We start from the raw sequence: 21,168 nt of genomic DNA, 5'->3' as shown, positions 1-21,168 counted from the left end.
CCACGTTACGACGGCCTCGTTCTCGTCTGGATGTGTCACCGTTAGCGTATTTCAAAACCGGCCGGTATATAGCTCTCACCTCATCGCCGAGGAGGGGTTATACGGCTCGGCACCGATTGGGAGGTATGGCTATCGTCGCGGAGATTCTCCTATCGTCGGACGTCCTCCCGCTCGTCAAACTGGCTCGGTCGCTCCCGAGTCGGGAGATTTCGCTCTCGCAGATGATTCGGCTCGAGGACTCGAAGTACATCTTCATGGTGAGTGTCGAAGCGGACGCGAGAGACGCGTTCGAGGCCGAGGCCGTCGAGCAACCGGAGGTCGTCGACGTGCGGCCCGTCGGTGAGACGCCTGACGGCTGGTTCTATCAGGTCATCACCGAGCGGGCATCCGACGTTCTCGAGTCGCACGACCCCACGCAGTTCGAGGGGGTGTTGATGGAAGCGATTATCACCGGCGAGGGGTGGATAGAACGGAAGATGTTCGCCGACTACGACGCGCTCAGCACGCTTCGGGACCGCTGTCAAGTGTACGGGCTTCCCTTCGAACTCCTCAACATCTCTTCGGACCCCGAACACCCCGATGAACGGGCGCAGTTCGGCCTGACCGACAGACAGTACGAGGCCATGAGGCTCGCTTTCTCGCTCGGGTACTACGACACGCCGCGGACCGCATCGACGGCCGAGGTCGCAGCGGAACTTGGTATCTCAGCACCCGCGCTCTCGGACCTGCTCCGACGGGCAGAACACAGGCTAATCAGTCAGACGATTGCCAACGGACACATCCTCAATCCGATTGCCAGTCGGTGACGGCTTCGACTGCGGTCTCCGGACGGGACAGATATAGCGGAGGGACCGAGCTCGGCAGCCAGTAGGGTAACTTCGACCCGCGTCGGTGAGACGACCGGGCGATTGTTAGTTCGCCGCGAGCAGGAGTTGGTCGAACGAGACGCCGGTGAGTTCTTCGGAGACCTCCCACAGCCGTCGGGCGGTGTCCACGTCGTAGGACTGTTCGCTCGACTCCTGCACTTCGGGGGTGCCGCGCATGTTGCGGAACCCGTCGGGGCCGACGTACTCGCCGCCCTCGATGTTCGGGTCGGTCGCGGCGTAAACCATCGCCAGCGCCCCCTGTTCGGCGCTCTGGGCGATAACGGCGTTCGCGAGTTGCATTATCCAGAGGCGGAGCCGAGACCCCGACTGTTCGGGACCGCGCCGCTGGAGGTTCGTCGCGGCCCATCCGGGGTGGCAGGCGACGCTCTTGACGGTCGCGTTCGCCGAGCGAAGCCGCCGGTCGAGTTCGTACGCGAATATGAGGTCTGCGAGTTTCGACTGCCCGTACGCGCCCCACGCGCTGTAGGACTGCTCGCCTTGGAGGTCGTCGAAGTCGATTTCGCCGTTCCTGTGTGCCACGCTACTCTGCGTGACGACGCGCGTCTCTCCGGGGGTGCGGTTCAACACGGGGAGGAGGTGACCGGTGAGCGCGAAGTGCCCGAGGTAGTTCACGCCGAACTGGTACTCGAACCCCTGTTCGGTCTCCTTTCGCGGGATGGCCATCACGCCCGCGTTGTTACAGAGGACGTGCAGTTCGTCGTACGTCGACGTGAACCAGTCGGCGAACGCCGCCACCGAATCGAGGTCGGCGAGGTCGAGTTCGTGAACGACTAGCGACGCCTCGGGGAGGTCGGCTTCGATTTTCCGCTTCGCCTCCTCGCCGCGTTGGGTGCTCCGACACGCCATCACGACGTGTGCGCCCCGCTCGGCGAGCATCTTCGTCACTTCGAAGCCGAGTCCGCTGTTCGCGCCCGTCACCACGACCGTTCCGACGTCACCGGTGTCGTCGGCCGACTCGACCGACTCATTGCGTTCAGACATTGCCAATATTTAAGCGAAGAGACGACATACAAACTGTGCTAACCAGTTAGTCCATTTATAAGCTATCGGTCGGGATTTGGTGCTGACCCGCCTCAGTCGCAGGACACCCACGCCGCCTCGATACGGTGCGATTCCTCGCTCAGGGCTCGACTACCGTCCGACCGCGTACTTAAATGGACTTTCCAGTTAGCATCGAACCCATGTTGGCGGACGCACAAATACAGATGAGGCACATACATGGAGATAACAGACGGCTGTACGCTACCGTCGTACGAAGGACCCGAGGAGTATTTCACCGGAAGCACCCGAATCGACCCTCTGTTCGACGCACAAGACGCGTCCAGCGTCGCGGCGGCGAGCGTCACGTTCGAACCGGGCGCGCGTACCGCGTGGCACACTCACCCGCTCGGTCAGCGCCTCATCGTGACGAGCGGCTGTGGCCTCGTTCAACGCGAAGGTGGCGAGATTACGCAGATTCGGGCGGGCGACGTGGTCTGGTTCCCGCCGGGCGAAAAGCACTGGCACGGTGCGTCGCCGGACAAAGCGATGACCCACATCGCAGTTCAAGAAGAGCAGGACGGCGAGGCCGTCACCTGGCTGGAGCACGTCACCGACGAGGAGTACGGCCCAGCGTCTGAGAGCTAACCGCCGCGACGACTAGGTCCACACCGGGACCATTCCTCCCCGGTGACCAATATTAAACCGAATTGACAATCTGGGTCTGAAGCAGAAGTCTTACCACTAGCAACCGAGTTCGATGTAGTAGCGGGATGGGATAGCCAGGAGATTCCGCCGGGCTCATAACCCGGAGATCGGTAGTTCAAATCTACCTCCCGCTATTATCCTGAAAACTACACCCCAAGCAGCGCGGTTTATCGCGCTGCGGCGGTCCGTTTTCCGTGGTAGTTGTGACAGGTAGTTTGAACCAGAGAACCGAGCGAAGCGAGATTCTCGTCGTTCAAATCTACCTCCCGCTATGGTTTTGCCGACCGCAACTCCTGAGCGCCGAGTCTCGGCTCGGCGCGACCCACGAGGTCGGCCTCATAACCAGTCAGTCGAACCCGTGAGCAACGCTCCACGTCGCGAGTGAGGCCCGCTCTACCTGACCATCAAGAGAAGACCGGATTCGGAACGAGGAGACTGGCAACTCAGTTGTCGGCCAACTTACCGCGTTTCTCGGCGACGACCGACCCGACTGCCGACCGCAATGCCTCCCAATCGACTCGACCGGAGTCGAGTCGGGCGTACTCCTCTCGGACGATCATCTCGAATACGCGTGCGTGAATCTCGGCGGTTGTGGGTGTTTTTTGGGACGTTTCGACGGCTTTGATAGCGCGGCCGACTCGCGCGTCGGTGACGAGCTCGTCGGCGAGTTCCGCTGGCTCGCCTCGTATCGGCTCGTAGTCGCTTATCTCGTCGAGGACGGGGCCTTCGATGAGTGCGCGTCCACCACGTCTGTTTTCGACGATAACCCCTGCGGCGGGCCCGGCGTACCACGCGGAGTCGGGGATGTCGAGTCGCTCCGGATGGAAATCTCGGACGTGCAGTTCCTTCTGGAAGGTGTTCACCGGCGTCAGACCCAGGCGCTCGAAGACCTGCTCGGCTTTATCGATGGGGAACAGCCGCTCTTTGGTCCCGTTCCAGATGGTCCAGCCGAGAACTGCTGGGAGTCGCTCCCAGTCGTAGTCGATACCGACATTGCACGGTGCCACACAGAAGAAAACGTACGCTCCCGGTTCGTCGACCGCGTCGTGGAACGCGTCGCGGTCGAACTGCTCTCGAACGTGCCGAACGGCGTATTCGTACGGCGGGGGCACGTCATCGAAGACTCGGTCTCGGTCGCCGAACAGCAGGCGACCCGACGGCTTCATCTGAAACCGCAACCGGGGACCAGCGACGTACTCACGGAGCCACAGGTGACCGCTCGACAGCAACTCCTCGGGGGAATCTTCGAGATGAGGCGTCGATGGATACGGTTGCATGAGTGGTTCTTTCCACCACGAGAGGGATAGTCTTGGGTGTGCGCGCTGGCACACCTTGGACACCGTGTGCCGCGTTCCGAGTATCCGACCGGGAGCGTCTTCGCCGTCGAGCCCCCCGAGTCGACTGACTCGCCAGTACACCTGAAGGGATTATCCCGCTCGCCGACCGAGAACGGGTATGCAGTTATTGGACGAACCGGCGAGGGCGTCCGAGAGCGAGGCTGTGACGGCTCGGAACGGAGGCTGAACGGAGGTCCCGGTGGCGTGACCGAGAAGTCGCTCCCTTCCGAATACCTCTCGCCGCTCGCCACGCTCGTCGACGAGGTGCTTGTAGGGGTCGGTTACGAGATGGCCGCCGCCACCGACGCCATCGACGACGCCGTGCCCGGTTACGGCGGCCTGTTCGACCCCACGACGACCCGGAGCGAGTTGCGGCACGCGCTCGATGAACTGCTGGCGTCAGAACTCGTCAAGCCGCCTGTCTCTGAGCCGACCGACGACTCGTTCATCCTGTACGTCGACGGCAGTTCGTGCGGCAACCCCGGCCCGGCGGGTGCGGGCGCGGTCATCATGGACTCGAGAGAGACCCAACTCGCCCGACTCGGCCGTCCCGTCGGCTCCCGAACGGGGAACAACACCGCCGAGTACGTCGCGCTCCAACTCGGGCTTTCCGAACTGCTGACTCGCTACGAGCCACACAGCGTGGAGGTACGAATCGACTCGATGACCGTCATCCGAGACGTTTGGGGCGGCTCCGACCCGACAGAACCGGGTGTCGAAGCGTACAGCGAGGCCATCGCCACGGCACTAGCGAGCGTCCCGAACCACCACTACACGCATTTGGCCGATAGCGACCCGAACCCCGCCGACGCGCTGGCGACGGTCGGTGCCGATATCGCGGCGCTGGGACCCGGATAGCGACGACACCACCAGTCGTCTCTCCCGAGCGAGTCGCTGACTGCCCGAGTTCCTTTCACAAAAGAACAATTTTGCCAGTCCGGGCAGAGAGCTAGTCGTGCCCTCCGAGACAATCACGCGGCGACGACTTGTAGCGGCCGGTAGTGCGTTGCTAACCACGGCGATTAGTGGCTGTTCGCAACTCCGTCCAGCGTCGGATACCGACGCTCGCCAACTCGTCCTCTCGCTGTCCCCACTCGACGGCCCGCTCCGCGAGCGGTACGTCGTCGACCTGACCGAGACGCGGCCGCCATGGGACGAAGCGGCATTCAACACCACCCTCGACGGCGAGGAATACACGACCCAACATCACACGCCGTTCGTCGCTCGCGGGGACGACACCCCGACCTACGCGCGACGGAACGGGACGTACTACCACCTCGATTCGCTCGTCGTCGGAGAGGAAACCGTCACCCGCCCAGTACTTCGGCTGTTCGAGGTCGGTCGCCCCGACGAACTCGAAACCGTCCCGGACCACGTCACGCATTCGTCGCTTCCCGAGGTCGACCAACAGGCGGTGCAAGTCGCGTATTTCGCCGCTCGGGCGCGGGGTAACACCGGTGGCGTTCCGCGCGGACTCGTCCAGCGCGACGGCTACGTGTACCGGACCGACGATACAGAGGTGGCGAGCGACCTCCTCGAAGAGGCCGGTCCGTCCCATGTCGAGTATCGAGACGCAGTCTACGAAGTCGAAGTCACGCGAGAGACGTTTCACGAAGCGGTCTACCGAGCCGACGTCGAACCGGTCGCCGAATCGGCGTCCGAAGTCGAGACGGTACTGCGAGCGTCACTCCTCGACGCGCGAGTGACGCAGGAGAATCTCTCGCAAGCGGAGCGTGAGATTCTCCGGCAGGCGACGAGCGAGTCCTACGGTGAATCGCACCCGTACTCCGCCGCGTTCGCGTCGCTACTGAAGAAACTCGGCCACTGGACGTATCTCGATGGTAACGTCGAGAAAGACGCGGGCGTCGAGACGGACTCAGGGCGCCGGTTCCTCCTGTACGACGAGCGCTACTTCACGTACGGGCTCAGATTCGCGTCCGAATAACGCGTTTCTGCCCACCGGTTCGAGCCGAATTGGCGTTGGCCTCGATACTCAATTTTATATAGCGATATGGAATTTACGTGATTATCTCGTGAATTAGCCAGTATATTGCTAATCCTCATTGTCTGCGAACGACAACGACACAACAAAAATAAACAGTTATCAAACACTTCTCACCTCTCACTCGAAATCGGGACTCACAGAATTACCGAGGGGTCGGTGTTCGGTCTTCTCTCGACGGGTGACCGGTCAGATGCGCCAGTTCAGCGAGAACGAGTCGTTCGTCGCGGTATCGTTCGTTCCGGTCGTGCTGTTGGTCGTCCCGTTCGTGGAGTTTGTGGTCGTCTTCGTCTGCTCGGCCGGCTCACCCGTATCGGCCGTGACGGTTCCGCTCGTTAGTTCGCCCAGGGGAGCCTGGATGGCATAGCTCGGCGTCTCGACCTGAATCGTGCTCTGGGCGTCGACCTGCACGAACTTCAGTTCGAGCGCGTAGGAGCCGTCGGACTCGATTTCGGTCGCCTCGACCTGATCGGTCTGGGGATGGAACGCCCACGCCGTCTCACCGGCGTCGAGCCGACTCGTCTCGCCTTCGATGGTCCGAACCGTGTAGTCCCGGTTCGTGTCGGACCCCGCAAGCGGGTAGTTGCGGTCGAGCCACGCCTGGAAGCCTTCGTCGATGGCGTAGACGTTCTCGAAGCCGGTCGCGAGCAGCATCGCCGCCCGGAGCGACGACAGGTGGTGCGGACAGTGGCAGTAGGTCACCACGCGGTCCGCCTCGGTCCAGTCGTCCGTGGGGTCGAGTGTCCGACCGTCCGGTGCGGGGCTGAGAACGGACCCGAAGATGTGAGAGACGTCGTATCCGGTCTCGCTGCGCGCGTCGACGAAGCGCGCCTCGCCGCGCGCGTACCAGTAGTACGCGTCCTCGATGGGGACGAGCGGGACTTCGACGGTCGCGCCGTGCACCTCTCGCGTGAGCGTATCGTAGGAACTCGTGTCGATAGACCGCTCTTCTGGCACGGTGTCGAACTCCGGCGGGTAGCCGTCCGAGGGCTTGGAGTCCGTCGGCAAGTCGTCGCCCTCGCGTGGCCCCTGCATCCGGTTTTCGGGCGCGGCCGTCGTCGTCTGCGTCGTCGTCTGCGTCGCGTTAGCGGTAGTCGTCTGCGTCGGCGGAGTGGTCGTCTCCTCGGAGGACCCGCTCGAACAGCCCGCGAGCCCGGCAATCGTCGCTGCACCGGTCAACTGGAGGAACCGTCTGCGGCTCGACTGTCGTTCTGTCATCACCCAACCGTACTGAGCAGTAGTGGTTTATTATATACAGAGTAAGCGCTGTACGCCCGTACTCGCGTGGAAAGACGGACTACGAGCGACGAACGTATCGAGCCGCTAAACCGCCGGTCACGCGGTCTGCTTGAGATACCGTTTCTCCCAGCGACGACGCGTCTCGACCGCTTCGCGGCCCTCGTCGGTTAGCGAGTACTCGTTGGTCCGTCCGTTCTTGCTCCCTTTGTTGACGAGGTCCTTGTCGACGAGTTCGTTCAGGTTCGTGTACACGCGGCCCGTGAGCAGGTCGCGCCCCTGCGTCTTTTCGAGTTCGGTCTTGATCGTCTGTCCCGAGGAGTCGCTCATTCCTCGCACAACGAACAGCAAATCGCGTTGAATCGCGGTTAATTCGTGTACGCACATAGGGAATGCCACGGGCGCACCCTACATGAACTTCGGAGATAGTTGTGGTTCTAAAGAACCCCTAGAACGGGTGAAACGGTCGTTTCTCGGAGTTTACTCTCATAACCGACGACGACTGAGTGAATAGACATATCATAAATCGGGGTCGCTCCGACCGCTCGAACGCACGGAACCACGTAAACCCGGACGAGCGCGCCATCGTTCCGCGACTGCCGACCAGCGGACGCCGGGCGATGACCGGCCCGCTAACTGCGCCCACCCGAGAGCGAACGCCCCAGCCCAGCGGTTCCTTACTCATCCCATAGTAAGGAACCCCGCCGACCACGTGCGGAGTATGTTTGGAACGAGCGGCGTTCGCGGTGCCGTCGGCGAAGACGTGACGGCGGAAGTGGCGCTCTGTATCGGAAGGGCGCTCGGTAGCGAGGTCTCCGGGCGCGTCGTCGTCGGCCGCGACGCGCGCGAAAGCGGAACGATGCTCGAACACGCACTCGTCGCCGGGCTTCAGGAGTGCGGAATCGACGTCATCCGACTCGGGACGCAGCCGACGCCCACAGTCGCCCGCGCAGTCGAGTGGTTCGACGCCGACGCCGGTGCCGTCGTCACCGCCTCGCACAACCCGCCGACCGACAACGGCGTGAAGCTCTGGACCGCGTCCGGCCGGGCGTTCGATTCGGCCCAGCGCGCCGCCATCGAGCGGCGTATCGAAGACGAGGACTACGAACTCGCCGCGTGGGACGGCGTCGGAACCGACCGACACCGGAGTATCGAAAACCGCCACCGCGACGCGCTCAAATCGAGCGTCGACCTCGAAGACGACCTCTCGGTCGTCGTCGACATCGGGAACGGAACGGGCCGCCTCACGGCGGACGTGCTCTCGGACCTCGGCTGTACGGTGTCGACGCTCAACGGCCAGCGAGACGGTCGATTCCCCGCCCGCCCGAGCGAACCCACCGACGAGACGCTTCGCGGGCTCAAATCCCACGTCGCCGCAATCGACGCGGACCTCGGAATCGCCCACGACGGGGACGCAGACCGGATGATGGCCGTGGACGGCGACGGAAACTTCGTCGACGGCGACGCGCTCCTCGCCCTGTTCGGGCGCGAGGCCGCGTCAGAAGGCGACCGAATCGCGGTTCCGGTGAACACGAGCCTCGCCGTCGACGACGCGGTCGCGACCGTCGGCGCGGACGTGGTCCGGACGCGCGTGGGCGACGTGTTCGTCGCCGAGAGGTGCGCCGAATCGGGCGTCGTCTTCGGCGGCGAGCCCTCCGGCGCGTGGATTTGGGCCGACGAGACGCCCTGTCCCGACGGCCCGCTCGCGGCGTGCAAACTCGTCGAGTTAGTCTCTCGGCGCGGCCCGCTAGCCGACCTCGTGGACGACATCGACGCCTACCCGCTTCGACGCGAGAGCGTCGAGACGACCGACAAAGCGGGCGTCCTCGAACGCGTCGAAGCGGCGGTGCGCGAGGAGTACGACGACATCGACGACCGCGACGGACTCCGCGTCGAGACCGACGACGGGTGGTTCCTCGTCCGGGCGAGCGGAACGCAACCGCTCGTTCGGGTCACCGCCGAGGGTCGGACCGAAGCGGCGACCGACCGACTGTTCGACGAGGCGCTGGCGCTCGTCGAGTCTCGAACCGACACCGTTCGCGCCTGAATCGGGGGTAATTCCCGTTTAAAGAGGGGTGGAGATTCGAGCGTCCCGCGAGGTTCACCACCGAGTGACACGGCCGGAAAGGAACCCCGCAGACGTACGCCTTGCAGCGGTGAGACGCCGGACTGTTGGCCAATCGAACAGCGCTGCGGACGCGTAGATTCGGTGAATTTCGTTCTCGTCCCCGCGTGGAATCGAGGAATATCTAAATTTGACCGTCAGAGAGTGTGACACACCTACAAATCGCCGAGATTTAGTGCGTTAACTGTACGCACAGATATAAAAAGACTGGACATGTGAAGGCTCGAAGTTTCTCCGTTTTATGACGTTCAGTAAATTGGATACAATGAACTCGAAATTTACTCGTCGCACCTTTCTCACCGCCGCCGGCGGACTCGCGCTGCTCGGAGCTGTCGGAACTCGACCCGCCGCTGCGGGGTTCTCGCCGGGCGTGGTCGGGACCGCGCCGTATCTTAGTGACCGACTTTACCCGACGATGGGCACCGACGATTCGAACCCGACACTCGTCGTTTACGTGAACTTCCTGTCGGACTCCTCGCAGTACTTCGTCCAGCACAACCTCGAACGCATCGTCCGCGAGTACGTCCTCGCAGGCGACCTCAACCTCGAACTCCGGTTCCTCTCGTACAGACCGGACGCCATCGACACCTACCTCGTCGGCGACGACGAGGGTGAAGCCCGCGCCGCCCGCGCCGCTCACGGCGTCTGGGACGTCGAACCGGAGAACTTCTGGCGGTTCTTCGAGTTCATGTTCTGGAACTTCACGACCAAGACGTACACGCACTCGCGCTTGGAGTCCTACATGGACCTCGCGGGCGTCCGCAACATCACGAAAATCGCCAACCGCGCCTACGCGGACCGCTACGACAGCCTCGTCCGCTCGGGGACCGACGAAGCCGTACGCTACGGCATCTCTGGCGTGCCGCAAGTTCGCCTGCTTCGAGACCACAAGGACGCAAACTACGGTGACGTCCTCGGCTGGATACAGACTCGTCTCGACCGCGTCAACGCGGGGACGGTCCGCACCCACTCGCTCCTTCCGGGAACGAAGTACGAAACGCCCGTCTACGTCATCGACTCCGGGAACCCCGGTCCGACGGCGTTCGTCGTCGGCGGTATCCACGGCGAGGAACCGCAGGGCTACCACGCGGCGGACCAACTCAGGCATCTCCGCCCGACCGGCGGAAAGATTGTCGTCGTCCCCTACGCGAACGCGCCCGCAATCAGCATCGGGGCCAGATACACCGAGGACGGCGACCTGAACCGGCAGTTCCCCACGGGGGCGCAGCCCACGTCCCGACTCGCGCGGGCGCTCTGGGACGAACTCGTCTCGCACGACCCCGATGTCGTCGTCGACCTCCACAGCTCCAGCGGCATCTACAAGCACGACGGGAAAGTCGGGCAGGCGGTCTTCCCGACCCGCGCGACCCCGACGAACGCGGTGAACGCCTGCGACTACGTCAACGAGCAGTACGTCGACCTCTCGGAGTACCCGTCGTACTACGACTTCGACTGCGGGAACTCCCTCGACGGCTCTCGCTCGCTGTTCATCCACAAGGTGTACGGCGACCTGCACCTCCCCGGCTACATCGTCGAGACGACCCGCAAGGGGACGACCCTCGAAGACGCCGTGACGTGGGGAGTTGCCGTCGCCCGTGACCTGCTCTGGCAACACGGCGTCTACCACGGGTGAACCGCTGCGACTACGTCGCGCCTAACGCGACCAACTCGCCGAAAATCGCCGACAACGACCGCTTATCTCGCGTATAATAACGCCCGTCGTTCGACTACGGCGGAGTATGCAAGCGATTCTACTGGCGGCCGGACGCGGCACGCGAATGCGACCGCTGTCGAACGAGGTCCCGAAACCGATGTTGAGCGTGGCCGGACGGCCAATCGTCGGCCACACCGCCGCGGCGGCGGTCGACGCCGGTGCCGACGAACTCGTCGTGGTCGTCGGGTACGGCCAAGAGACGGTGCGCGAACACTTCGGCTCGTCCTACCGCGGCGTCCCGGTCTCGTACGTCGAACAGGACGAACAGCAGGGGACCGCAGACGCGGTTCGCGCCGCCAAAGAGCACATCGACGGCGCGTTCGCCGTCCTCTACGGCGACAACCTCTACGACCCCGCCGGAATCGATTCCCTGTTCGACGCGGCACCGAGCATCGCGTCGGTCCGCGTCCCGAACCCCTCCAACTACGGCGTGTTGAACGTCAGCGACGGCGCGGTGGCGGAAATCGTCGAGAAGCCCGACGCGCCGCAGAACGACCTCGTCAACGCCGGCGCGTACGTGTTCCCCGCCGAGGCCCGCGACATGCTCGACGTGCCGCTGAGCGAGCGCGGTGAGCGCGAACTCACCGACGTTCTCGACCGCGTCATCGACCAGTTTAACGTCTCGCCGGTGACGCTCGACCGCTGGATGGACGTTGGTCGCCCGTGGGAACTCCTCGAAGCCAACGAGTGGAAGCTCAAGACGTTCGACCGCCGTATCGACGGCGACGTGAGCGACGACGCCACGGTCCAAGGTGACGTGGTCGTCGAGGAGGGAGCGACCGTCAAAGACGGCTCCGTCGTCGAGGGACCCGCCTACATCTCGGCGGGCGCGACGGTCGGGCCGAACGCGTACGTGCGCGGTTGCACGTTCGTCGGACCCGACGTTCAGGTCGGCCATGCCGTCGAAATTAAAAACAGCGTCCTCCTCGCGGAGACGAGCGTCGGCCACCTCTCGTACGTCGGCGACAGCGTCGTCGGCCGCCGCGTCAACCTCGGTGCGGGGACGAACGTCGCCAACCTCCGCCACGACGGCGAGACCGTCTCCGTGACGGTCAAAGGCGAACGGGTCTCGACCGGTCGCCGGAAGTTCGGCGCGGTCGTCGGTGACGACGCGAAGACCGGCATCAACACGGCGCTCAACGCCGGGGTGAAACTCTCCGAAGGCGCTCGTACCATGCCCGGCGAGACCGTGGCGACCGACCGATAACGCGGCGGAAGCGACGAGACGGCCTTCTTCTCACACCGGTTGCGACACCTCGGGACAGTCCGAATCTCCCGTACCGTCGCATGTTCTTGTCAGTCGTCGCCGATGTCGAGGTGTGTCAGTACCGACAGCAGTGTGTGGTGGCGGAGAACGAGCGGGACGACATCGCGAGCACGAGTCGTCGGTCAGTCGGGGAGAAGGAACGGGGTGTTCAGGAGTCGGTGAGCATCCGCACTGGCGGACACAGCACGTCGTTGGGGGTGAGGACGCTGTCGTCGTCCGCGGCGTTCATCCACGTGGTGATGTCGTTGATTCGGAGTTTGACTCGAACCGGAAGCTCGTGGATGCTCGGGTAGCCGGGGAACAGCTTGCGGTCGAGTTCGTTCCGGTCGTACTGCGCCTCCATGTCGGGCCACGGCGAACTGAACGGCTCGATACCCGGGACTTTCCGGCGGACGAACTTCTCGATTTGGTTCTTCCTGAACGAGTTGTGCGGTCTGTCCGGCGGCCGGTGGCGGAAGATGTCCGGGTTGAGTTTCCGCATCGCCGCCATCATCGTGTTCGTGTTGCGCTCTTCGGGCGGGGTCTTCAGGTGCCAGTCGATGAGTTCGGCGTCGGCGGCGACGAACGACTCGATGTAGTTGTCCGATAGCTCGAAGTGGAACGGAACCGACGGCTGGTTTTGGATTCCGATGAGTTCGATACTGTCGTAGACGTTGTCGTAGCGGTCCGACCACTTGTCGAGTTGCTCGTCGACGACGTCGTCGATGAACTCCATGCTCGTGTCGAACTCGTCGTAACACTCGGGGAAGACGTGGTCGCACGCCGGGTGATAGCCGAACTTCGACGACAGCACCTCGGCGGGGTCCGGGTCGGGGTCCAGACCCTGCAACGGGAACCGATTACCGAACACTTCGACGACGTTCTGTGGGAGGAAGTGTCCGCGGAGGAACGTATCGAAGAGCAGTCCGTGAAAGACGGTGTCGGCGTCCATCTTCTCGTCACAGCCCGCGTGGTGGACGTGGACCGACTCGCGCGTGCCGAGCGAGTACTCGATGACGTCCTCGTCGACGTTGATGTAGTCGTCGTCGGGGACGAGCGTCTCGTGGTCGGCACCGTACTGGTTCGCGATGTTCCGGGCGGCTTCGACCTCCGGATGGTCGGGCGCGCCGAGCGTGTAGCAGACGTCGATGTCGGGGTGCTGGGCGACGATTGCTCGCGAGTCGTAGCCGCCGCTCAGGAGCACGCCCTGTTTGCCGGGGTAGTTCGCCCGGCGGGCTATCGCCCGTTCGAGGCGCGCCGCGAGCTCGTCGACGTAGTCGAACTCGTCGGGGTCGGCGGGGGCGTAGACGAACCGGGAGAGCGTCCCCGACTCGTCGGCGGTGAAGTAGCCGTCGAACGGGATACAGCTGAGTCGGCTGTAGACTGTCCGCTCGTCGACGACGACCCCCATGTGGATGTACTCGAGGAGGCCGCGGGTGTCGACTTCGAGTCCGGTTGCCGCCGAGAGGACGCGCTGTGGGTTCGTACCGAACACCCGCCCGTCGGGCGTGTCGGTGTAGAAACACTGCCACGTGCGGGCGGGGTCCGAGGCGACTATCGCGTCGCCGTCGAGTTCGACGAACACGAGAAACGACCCGTTGAGTTCACCGAACGCGTCGGCTCCGACCGCGGCGTACCGTTCGAGGGTGTACTCCGCTGTCGGGGTCGAAACGTCATCGGGGGAGAACGCCTCGCCCCAGACGATACAGCTCCCTCGCTCGTCTCGATACGTCGACGAGCGCCCCGGGAACCCGAGCGCAGGGTCGCGGATAGCGACAGTCGCGCGCTCGCCGTCGGCGACCCAGTCGAAACTCGACCGAGATGCGAGGCCGTCGAACGCCCCGTCGTCGTCGAGGACGCCAAACAGTTCTTTGTTCATTGTGGGTGGCTGGTCTCCGTGAGGTTATTCGACCGTGACACTCTTCGCGAGGTTTCGCGGCTTGTCTATCTCGCGGTCCAACTCGGTCGCACAGTAGTACGACAGAAGCTGTAGTTGGACGTTCGCGAGGAGGTTCTCACAGACGGGATGTCTGTCGGGGACGTAGAGCTGTTCGTCCGCGGTGTCCATTATCTGGTGGTCCGAGGGACCGAGGGCGACGATAGGCGCGCCGCGGGTTTTCGCCTCCTTGGCGTTTGTCACCGTCTTGTCGCTGCCGTCGGTACAGACCGCGAAGACCGGCGTCCGGTCGGTGACGAGCGCCAGCGGGCCGTGTTTGAGTTCGCCGGAGGCGAACCCCTCGGCGTGCTCGTAGGTGATCTCCTTGAACTTGAGCGCGCCCTCCTTGGCGACCGAGCAGCCGAGTCCGCGGCCGATGAAGAAGTACGCGTCCATGTCGAGGTACTCGCGAGCGAGTCGCTTGGCGTCGCTCGTCTGGAGCACCCGTTCGACGGCGTCGGGGAGGTCTGCCATGTCGGAGACGAGTCGGTCGAGGTTGTCCGCGGGGACCCCGGAGTCGACGATGTCCGAGAGGTGCTGGCTGAGGAGCGTGAGGACCGCGGCCTGCGACGAGAACGTCTTCGTGGCCGCGACGCCGATTTCGGGGCCGGCGCGGATGTAGACCGGTTCGTCGGCCTCGCGGGCGGCGGTCGACTGCACGACGTTCGTCACCGCGAGCGTCTCGACGCCCTTGTCGTTGACCTGCCGAAGTGCGCTGAGCGTGTCCGCCGTCTCGCCGCTCTGCGTGACCGCGATGAACAGCGTGTTGTCCGTCAGCGAACTCGTCGTCAGGTCGTACTCGCTCGCGCGAATCGCGCGCGCCGGAACGTCACAGCGGTTCAGGAGGCTCGCACCGAACAGCGCGGCGTGGTACGAGGTACCGCATCCGACGAGTTGGACGGAGTCGATGTCCGAGAGGTCGGTCTCGATGTCGAGGTTGATGTCGCCAGCCTCCTGGTCGAGCCGGCCCTCGAGCGTCTTCTGGAGCGAGGTCGGTTGCGTGTGAATCTCCTTGAGCATGAAGTGGTCGAACTGCCCCTTTCCGGTCTCGTCGGGGTTCCAGTCGACCGTCTCGACTTCGCGCCGCACCGTCTCGTCGTTCTCGTCGGTGATGTCGACGCCGTCGGCGCGGACCTCGACGGTGTCGCCGTCTTCGAGGTAGACGACGTTTCGCGTGTGGTCGAGGAAGGCGGGCACATCGCTCGCGAGGTAGTAACTACTCTCGTCGACGCCGAGGACGAGCGGCGACCCCTGCCGGGCGGCGTAGATGGAGTCGTTGCCGTCGACGACGACCGCGATGGCGTAGCTTCCCTCGAGCGCATCGACCGCGTGCTGGAACGCCGCCAGCGGTTCGTTCCCGCGGTCGAGGTAGTGGCTGACGAGGTTCGGAATGACCTCGGTGTCGGTGTCGCTCGTGAACTCGTAGCCCTCCGCTTCGAGGGACTCTTTGAGCGTCGCGTAGTTCTCGATGATACCGTTGTGGACCGCGGCGACCTGATTCGTCTGGTTCGTATGCGGGTGCGCGTTCTCGTCGGTCGGCGGCCCGTGGGTGCTCCACCGCGTGTGTCCGATACCGAGCGTCGCGCTCGATTCGACCCCGTCGATGGTGTCCTTGAGGTCGGAAACCTGACCCGAGCACTTCCATACGTCGAGTCCCGAGCCGTTTTTCACCGCGATACCGGCGGAGTCGTAGCCGCGGTACTCCAGTTTCTCGAGTCCGGTCACGAGCGGGCTGATAGCCCGCTTCTCACCGACGTGAGCGATGATTCCGCACATGTTAGCGTCCCTCCGGGGACTGCGAGACACGCGCGGTCCCGGTCGTCGTTGGCTGTGGTCGGTTCAGAGCGGACGGGGCGGAGATGTTCGACTCCCCCAGGAGTTGTTTCTGATGTGTCATGGTTTGTGGGGTCAGCGGGTGAGCTGTCCGTGAAACCACGATACGGGGAAGCGGCCATTACTATAGACGCGCTAAGGGACGGTGGCGACGCCACAACCGAAACAAACGCGTCGTTGTCGTGCGGTTTTTCGGAAACGTGGCATCGGCGGGTCGAACGACGAATTAGGCACCGAACAGGCCGCAGAGCGCGCGCCGGGACGGCTTACACGGCCGATAATAATGCCGTTTACGACTAGGTGTGGTGTATGGTTGACCGAGAGACAGACAGACGGAGTATTCTCAAGCTATCCGGCGTCGCGGCCATCGCATCGCTGAGTGGCTGTGCGACCTTCGCCAAGCAGGCGAACAGCGGCGGAGCGGACACGCCGGCGGGGCAGTCGGAACAGCAGACAACGACCGCGCAGCCCGAGACGCGGACGGCCGCAGGTAACGAGACCGACGCGAACGCGTCCGTCGAGATGCGTCCGAAGACGGTGTCCGACCCGTCGTTCGAACTCCAGACGGGTGCCCTCCGGTCGCTGCAGACCGACGCGCGGTATCCGACCATCGGCACGGCCGACACGACGGTAACGGTCTACGGGAGTTGGAAATGCCCGTACACCCAGGAGTTCGTGCGACAGCAGTTCGGCGGGTTGGTCGAGGACTTCGTCGCGACCGGGGACCTCTCCATCGAGTTCCGGAACGTGGCGTACATGGACGGCGAGCCGTATCTCGGGCCGGACGCTCCTCGGGCGAGCGAAGCCGGGCTCGCGGTCTGGAACATCGACCCCGAGTCGTTCTGGACGTACTTCTCCTACGTCTTCGCGAACCAGCCGCAAGAGCGCCGTGACTGGGCGACGACCGAAAACCTCGTCCGATTCGCCGAGGTGGCGGAGACGAACGGCATCGACCAGATTCGGCGGGCGATTCGCTCGCGTGCGTACGCCCAGAGCGTCCAACTGTCCGCCGACAGCGCGGCCGAACTCGGCGTCACGACCGTCCCGCGCGTCGCCACCGACGACGAGGTGACGGCACCGACGGTCGACCCCCAAGCCACGAGAGAACAGCTTGAGCGGGTCGCGAACGGCGGGTCGACGTTCGGCGGAACCACAGAGAACAACTCCACGTTCGGCGGGGACTCGACCGAAAACGACACCACATTCGGGTCGTCGTCCGGCGGAAACGAGAGTGGCACGGCGAACAACAGTTCGACGACGTTCGGAAGCAACGAGACGACCGAGTCGGACGACGACGCGTTCTAGTTCTCCGCGACGCTGTCGAGGCTTTTCTTCGGGTGTGAGCCGCCTGCATCGGCCGAGGGAGTCGTGATACGGTTCCCGCCCGAGGTGCTGCGGGCGTGCTGAATAGCGCGCGTACCAATCACTCTCAAGTCGAGTTTGAGCGAGCATTCAGACGAGGGAGAGACAGTGAATGGGGCTGTGAGTCACTGTGGGTCTCCACACGTTGGTTCGAGCCACATCCTCTCGGCAGAAGCGATGCGAACGAAAACACCGGTCATCGAGTCTCCCCCACGAATGCAGGGAGGGATACCGTGCGTCTCGGGTCGCTCGCCCGCGTTTACTTCGGTGATTTTGGATGGCCACGCCGCGGTGAGCGGCTGTGCGTCACCCACTGCGACCGAGAGTTTGGTCGGGACTCCCTCGAACCAGTCGGCACCTTCGTCTTGGTTCCCTGCTTCGATGGCGAACGACCGCTGAAATAGTGTCCCGTCAGCGTCGTTCATCACCTCGACAAACGCCTCGATATCTCTGCCAGTATTGTTGTCCATCTCGACTCGATGGAGGAGGTCTGAGCTACCGAAACCAGCGCAGCCAGCAACTCCCATGGACCATGTGACGGCGAAGCCGGCGAGGTATTTGCGTCGGGAGGGCATGGCACCATCTTTCACTCATGTGAACAAATGAGTTCGGGACGGCATGTAGTGCTAATCCACACTATCGAGTGACAAAAAAGAACGACCGCGAGCCGAGCGGTCAGTTAGCGCCGGGGAGCGAACAAATCGTGACCTCGCCGTTCGCGTAGACGTAGTTCGTCGTCGGCGGACAGACCTCGGTCTTCGACGGGTCGAGGTTCGTGGCCATGTCCTGTTCGTTCGGGAAGTACGAGGCGCTCTGTGATTGGTACTCCCGATAGGCCGTTATCCCCTGCGGGACTGGCCGCCCTTCTTCGGCTGGTAACGGCTCGGCTGGATACGCGTTCGTCCGCTCCCACACCGTCCCGTACGGCAGGTCGGTGTAGAGTTCGCCGCCCTGTTGCGACGAGCGGGCCGAACCGTACGTGTCGATGGCGGCGAGTTCCTGTTCGGTGTACGAGAGCCGTTCGTGTTGGTCCGGGAACGCCGGACTGTCCATCGCGCCGTCGTTCGACATGAGCATCACGTTCGGGTAGACGAGCACGAACAGGAGCAGGATGACGCCGACCACCTTGAGCGAGGTCCGGTTCGCGAGGTGGCGGAACCCGAGGACGCCGATGATGGCGAGAAGGGCGTAGAGGTACGCGAACCAGCGACCGGGGACGAAGCTCTCGATACCGACGAGCGGCAGTCCGAGCACGACGAACAGCATCGCCACGATAGCGCCGACGAACGTGTACGTCGTCTGCGTCGCCCGCGAGCGGTTGAGCACCGTGAGACACCCGATAAGACCCGCGAAGATGAGCATGAGGAAGCCGGCTTCGGTGACGTACGTCGAGAGCTGCGAGAAGAACGTCTGGCCGGCCGAACCGGCCGCACCGGACGCGCCGGCCGACCCCCCGCTACCGCTCACACCCTGGAGGAACCCGGCGTTGAACAGGTTCAACACGAGGTAGTTGATGACCGTTTCGAGGAAGGTGTCGCCCTGATACGGCGTCAGCGACCACGTGAAGACGATGAGTCCGAGGTTGAACCCCACGAGTCCCGCGAGGTTCACGGGGCTGGACCCGCCGCCCGAGAACGAAAGCGGGTCGGGGTCCTCGGTGAAGAAGTCGAACCGAAGCAACACCTGCGCGATGAACCCCGCGAAGAGGAGCACCAACATGATGAACGACGACACCTGGTGGGTGAGGATGACGGCGGTGCTGAACAGGACGAGCAAGCCGAAGTCGCGCCATCGCTCGCTGGCGTGGGTGATTCGAACGAGGCAGTACAGACACGCGAGGAAAAACAGCAGGCCGAGGCTCGTCGGGATGAGGTGGATGCCCCAGCGGACGACCTGGTCGCCCATCGCGTACAGCGCGCCGGCGGTGAGCGCCCAGCGGAGCGGGACGAGCAGTCGGGCCGTGCCGTAGACTAAAATCGGGACGAGCGGCATCACGACGCCGAGTGAGAGGTACAGCGCGTTCCGGAGCGACAGGTCGAGGAGGTGCGTCGACGCCGCCGTGAGAAGGTGGAACAGCGGCGACGCGTAGTACTTGATGTCGCCGATGGCCGACAGGGAGTCGGCTTGGAGAATCATCTGGACGAACGTCGTGTGCGACCAGATGTCGATTCCTATGTAGCCCGGCGCGGTGTAGAGCGCGGCGAATCGGACGACGAACGAGTACACGAGAATCTCCGCGAGGAAGACGCTCGGCCGCAGTTCGTCGTCCGGGGCGAGCAGTATCTGTCCGAGGAGGAGCGTGCCGACGACGCCGCCGATGTCCATGAACAGGATGCTTCGTTCGCCCTGAACGACTGCGAGAACGACCATAACGGCGAGGCCGAAGAAGACGCCGGCCGAGATGAGCCGTACGAGCGACGGCGCGAGCGTCGGGAGGCCGTTCGTGGTCCCCCTCCCGCGGGCGGCCGCGAGATAGAGGAGACTCCCGACGCCGAGGAGTATCGGGAGCGTCACGATGAAAATCTGCGACGAGAGGAACCGCAGCGGGAACAACGCGAGCGCGAGCACGACTCCGAGGGCGGCCGCGAACACGTCGAGTTCGGCTCGTTGTAAGCGGTCGGATATCGATGAGAGCATCGTCATGTATGAGCTGAGAGTTGTGGTTCGAAGAGCGTCCGTCAGATTGTGGTCGGGTCCGTATTGGGGCCGTAAAACACGTCCTGCCAGTCGCGGGTCACGTGGGTTCCCCACTCGATGTCGAGTTCGGGAAGCTCACGGTCCATCGCGTACTGCACGCTGAGCGCGGGGATGTTGGCGCCCGCACCGACCGACGCGGTGACCGACCGGGAGATTCGCGGATGGACGTCGACGAGTTTCGGCCTGCCGTCGGCGGTGTATTTGAACCGGAACGTGGCGTTGTACTCCAACCCGAAGAGCGAACAGAGCTCGTGGGCGTCCCCGAGGAGTTCCGGGTTCTTCTCGACGGTGCCAACGAACGAGGAGTCGTCGCAGGTCGCGGCGTGCGACCGTGAGACGAGAACCGGCGTCTCGTCGTCGCGAACGAGGGCGTCTACGGTGTACTCCTCGCCGGGGAGGTACTCCATCACGATGAGTTCGGGGAACTGGGCCGTCTCACGGAGGACGGGGAGCACGTCGTCGAGCGTGGTGACGGTGCTGTCCGGTTTCTGGTTCAACAGCGCGTTGAACCGGTCCATATCCGGGTCGACGACGCGAAAGCAGCGCCTGTCGTTGCTGACGGGTGGCTTGAAGCAGACGCGGCGGTCGGGATAGCCGAGCGCGTGGACCGCGTCGAGAAACTCGTCGAACGAGGAGGCGCGGTAGAACTCGGGTGCCATCGGGTGGGCCTGCTTGACGAGTTCGTCGTACAGCCGCCCTTTATTCCGGGTAATCGAGAGCGACTGGGGCGAAACGGCCATCACTTCGATACCTTCGCGCTCGAAGGCGGGCTTCGCCTCGGAGAGGGCCTCGACGTCCGCCGCGTTGAGAGGGAAAATCACGTCGGCGTTCTCGCGGCGCGCGACCGAACGCAGCTCGGAGACGAACGCGTCGGCGTCGCCGGCGGGGACCGTCTCCGCCGTGTCGACGAGGCTGAAGCCGTAGGCGTCCGGGTCCGTATCGACGCCGACGATGTGGGCGTCGAACGCGTCGGCCCGGCGAATCGCCTTGATGATACCCGAAGCGCCGAAGGTACCGGCACCGGTCACCAGCACGGTCACATCGCCGTCCCGGCTCGACGGTCGGACTGTATCCAGCAGTGTCATCGAGACGAGACAGACACCAAGG

The 21,168-nt window shown here is 63.8% G+C and carries 17 protein-coding genes and 1 tRNA gene; 9 read left to right on the top strand and 9 right to left on the bottom strand.

Annotated elements, in window-relative coordinates:
* Nucleotides 1-125: 125 nt before the first annotated feature.
* Nucleotides 126-806, top strand: a complete 681-nt coding sequence (locus C5B90_RS17740; protein ID WP_115883273.1) for a helix-turn-helix domain-containing protein — start codon at nucleotides 126-128, stop codon at nucleotides 804-806.
* Between the two features lie 105 nt (nucleotides 807-911).
* Here the strand turns inward: C5B90_RS17740 and C5B90_RS17735 are convergent, their stop codons facing one another.
* Nucleotides 912-1,868, bottom strand: coding sequence for an oxidoreductase (locus tag C5B90_RS17735; protein ID WP_115883272.1), 957 nt, complete (start codon nucleotides 1,866-1,868; stop codon nucleotides 912-914).
* 237 nt (nucleotides 1,869-2,105) lie between these two features.
* Here C5B90_RS17735 and C5B90_RS17730 point away from each other — a divergent pair, with 237 nt between their 5' ends.
* Together C5B90_RS17730 and C5B90_RS17725 are read left to right on the top strand one after the other, a co-directional pair.
* Nucleotides 2,106-2,513 carry a cupin domain-containing protein gene (locus tag C5B90_RS17730; protein WP_115883271.1) on the top strand — a complete coding sequence of 136 codons (408 nt, stop codon included), beginning with the start codon at nucleotides 2,106-2,108 and terminating at the stop codon, nucleotides 2,511-2,513.
* 119 nt (nucleotides 2,514-2,632) lie between these two features.
* Nucleotides 2,633-2,707: transfer RNA gene (locus tag C5B90_RS17725), tRNA-Met, on the top strand.
* Between the two features lie 309 nt (nucleotides 2,708-3,016).
* On the opposite strand, the gene C5B90_RS17720 is transcribed toward C5B90_RS17725, so the two are convergent.
* Entirely contained in the window at nucleotides 3,017-3,739 is a 723-nt protein-coding gene (locus C5B90_RS17720; RefSeq protein WP_115883270.1) for a hypothetical protein, read from the bottom strand.
* Between the two features lie 375 nt (nucleotides 3,740-4,114).
* Here C5B90_RS17720 and C5B90_RS17715 point away from each other — a divergent pair, with 375 nt between their 5' ends.
* Complete coding sequence (locus C5B90_RS17715; RefSeq protein ID WP_115883299.1) at nucleotides 4,115-4,768, top strand: ribonuclease HI family protein; 654 nt, start codon at nucleotides 4,115-4,117, stop codon at nucleotides 4,766-4,768.
* Between the two features lie 97 nt (nucleotides 4,769-4,865).
* Nucleotides 4,866-5,855 (top strand): hypothetical protein, encoded by a 990-nt coding sequence (locus C5B90_RS17710; protein WP_115883269.1) that lies wholly within the window; start codon nucleotides 4,866-4,868, stop codon nucleotides 5,853-5,855.
* Nucleotides 5,856-6,101: 246 nt separating this feature from the next.
* On the opposite strand, the gene C5B90_RS17705 is transcribed toward C5B90_RS17710, so the two are convergent.
* Together C5B90_RS17705 and C5B90_RS17700 are read right to left on the bottom strand one after the other, a co-directional pair.
* Nucleotides 6,102-7,130, bottom strand: a complete 1,029-nt coding sequence (locus C5B90_RS17705) for a rhodanese-like domain-containing protein (RefSeq protein ID WP_115883268.1) — start codon at nucleotides 7,128-7,130, stop codon at nucleotides 6,102-6,104.
* Between the two features lie 117 nt (nucleotides 7,131-7,247).
* Entirely contained in the window at nucleotides 7,248-7,478 is a 231-nt protein-coding gene (locus tag C5B90_RS17700; protein ID WP_082256459.1) for a helix-turn-helix transcriptional regulator, read from the bottom strand.
* Nucleotides 7,479-7,869: 391 nt separating this feature from the next.
* Here C5B90_RS17700 and glmM point away from each other — a divergent pair, with 391 nt between their 5' ends.
* From glmM to glmU, 3 genes are all read left to right on the top strand, one after another.
* Nucleotides 7,870-9,195, top strand: a complete 1,326-nt coding sequence (gene glmM / locus C5B90_RS17695; RefSeq protein ID WP_115883267.1) for a phosphoglucosamine mutase — start codon at nucleotides 7,870-7,872, stop codon at nucleotides 9,193-9,195.
* Nucleotides 9,196-9,538: 343 nt separating this feature from the next.
* Nucleotides 9,539-10,906 carry a succinylglutamate desuccinylase/aspartoacylase family protein gene (locus tag C5B90_RS17690; RefSeq protein WP_115883266.1) on the top strand — a complete coding sequence of 456 codons (1,368 nt, stop codon included), beginning with the start codon at nucleotides 9,539-9,541 and terminating at the stop codon, nucleotides 10,904-10,906.
* A 106-nt stretch (nucleotides 10,907-11,012) separates the two neighbouring features.
* Complete coding sequence (gene glmU, locus C5B90_RS17685) at nucleotides 11,013-12,194, top strand: bifunctional sugar-1-phosphate nucleotidylyltransferase/acetyltransferase (RefSeq protein ID WP_115883265.1); 1,182 nt, start codon at nucleotides 11,013-11,015, stop codon at nucleotides 12,192-12,194.
* Nucleotides 12,195-12,402: 208 nt separating this feature from the next.
* Here glmU and C5B90_RS17680 read toward each other — a convergent pair whose 3' ends face one another.
* Nucleotides 12,403-14,112, bottom strand: coding sequence for an asparagine synthase-related protein (locus C5B90_RS17680; protein WP_115883264.1), 1,710 nt, complete (start codon nucleotides 14,110-14,112; stop codon nucleotides 12,403-12,405).
* 24 nt (nucleotides 14,113-14,136) lie between these two features.
* Complete coding sequence (glmS, locus tag C5B90_RS17675; protein ID WP_115883263.1) at nucleotides 14,137-15,945, bottom strand: glutamine--fructose-6-phosphate transaminase (isomerizing); 1,809 nt, start codon at nucleotides 15,943-15,945, stop codon at nucleotides 14,137-14,139.
* Between the two features lie 366 nt (nucleotides 15,946-16,311).
* Between glmS and C5B90_RS17670 the strand changes: the two genes are divergently transcribed.
* Entirely contained in the window at nucleotides 16,312-17,307 is a 996-nt protein-coding gene (locus C5B90_RS17670; protein WP_115883262.1) for a thioredoxin domain-containing protein, read from the top strand.
* Between the two features lie 182 nt (nucleotides 17,308-17,489).
* Here C5B90_RS17670 and C5B90_RS17665 read toward each other — a convergent pair whose 3' ends face one another.
* From C5B90_RS17665 to C5B90_RS17655, 3 genes are all read right to left on the bottom strand, one after another.
* Complete coding sequence (locus C5B90_RS17665) at nucleotides 17,490-17,939, bottom strand: hypothetical protein (RefSeq protein WP_115883261.1); 450 nt, start codon at nucleotides 17,937-17,939, stop codon at nucleotides 17,490-17,492.
* 100 nt (nucleotides 17,940-18,039) lie between these two features.
* On the bottom strand, nucleotides 18,040-20,007 hold the full coding sequence (locus C5B90_RS17660) for a glycosyltransferase family 39 protein (RefSeq protein WP_115883260.1): 1,968 nt from the start codon (nucleotides 20,005-20,007) through the stop codon (nucleotides 18,040-18,042).
* A gap of 35 nt (nucleotides 20,008-20,042) precedes the next feature.
* Complete coding sequence (locus tag C5B90_RS17655) at nucleotides 20,043-21,101, bottom strand: ATP-grasp domain-containing protein (protein WP_115883298.1); 1,059 nt, start codon at nucleotides 21,099-21,101, stop codon at nucleotides 20,043-20,045.
* Between the last annotated feature and the right edge of the window lie 67 nt (nucleotides 21,102-21,168).

It is taken from the genome of Haloferax sp. Atlit-12N (assembly GCF_003383095.1).
Classification (GTDB): domain Archaea; phylum Halobacteriota; class Halobacteria; order Halobacteriales; family Haloferacaceae; genus Haloferax.
This window is presented reverse-complemented; position numbering and strand designations above follow the sequence as displayed.

What these genes read in the sequence shown, in the direction of transcription:
- C5B90_RS17700 (WP_082256459.1), bottom strand. Translation starts at nt 7,478, where the DNA reads ATGAGCGACTCCTCGGGACAGACGATCAAGACCGAACTCGAAAAGACG.
- C5B90_RS17730 (WP_115883271.1), top strand. Translation starts at nt 2,106, where the DNA reads ATGGAGATAACAGACGGCTGTACGCTACCGTCGTACGAAGGACCCGAG.
- C5B90_RS17705 (WP_115883268.1), bottom strand. Translation starts at nt 7,130, where the DNA reads ATGACAGAACGACAGTCGAGCCGCAGACGGTTCCTCCAGTTGACCGGT.
- C5B90_RS17665 (WP_115883261.1), bottom strand. Translation starts at nt 17,939, where the DNA reads ATGCCCTCCCGACGCAAATACCTCGCCGGCTTCGCCGTCACATGGTCC.
- C5B90_RS17740 (WP_115883273.1), top strand. Translation starts at nt 126, where the DNA reads ATGGCTATCGTCGCGGAGATTCTCCTATCGTCGGACGTCCTCCCGCTC.
- C5B90_RS17690 (WP_115883266.1), top strand. Translation starts at nt 9,539, where the DNA reads ATGAACTCGAAATTTACTCGTCGCACCTTTCTCACCGCCGCCGGCGGA.
- glmM (WP_115883267.1), top strand. Translation starts at nt 7,870, where the DNA reads ATGTTTGGAACGAGCGGCGTTCGCGGTGCCGTCGGCGAAGACGTGACG.
- C5B90_RS17670 (WP_115883262.1), top strand. Translation starts at nt 16,312, where the DNA reads ATGGTTGACCGAGAGACAGACAGACGGAGTATTCTCAAGCTATCCGGC.
- C5B90_RS17680 (WP_115883264.1), bottom strand. Translation starts at nt 14,112, where the DNA reads ATGAACAAAGAACTGTTTGGCGTCCTCGACGACGACGGGGCGTTCGAC.
- glmS (WP_115883263.1), bottom strand. Translation starts at nt 15,945, where the DNA reads ATGTGCGGAATCATCGCTCACGTCGGTGAGAAGCGGGCTATCAGCCCG.
- glmU (WP_115883265.1), top strand. Translation starts at nt 11,013, where the DNA reads ATGCAAGCGATTCTACTGGCGGCCGGACGCGGCACGCGAATGCGACCG.
- C5B90_RS17720 (WP_115883270.1), bottom strand. Translation starts at nt 3,739, where the DNA reads ATGAAGCCGTCGGGTCGCCTGCTGTTCGGCGACCGAGACCGAGTCTTC.
- C5B90_RS17660 (WP_115883260.1), bottom strand. Translation starts at nt 20,007, where the DNA reads ATGACGATGCTCTCATCGATATCCGACCGCTTACAACGAGCCGAACTC.
- C5B90_RS17735 (WP_115883272.1), bottom strand. Translation starts at nt 1,868, where the DNA reads ATGTCTGAACGCAATGAGTCGGTCGAGTCGGCCGACGACACCGGTGAC.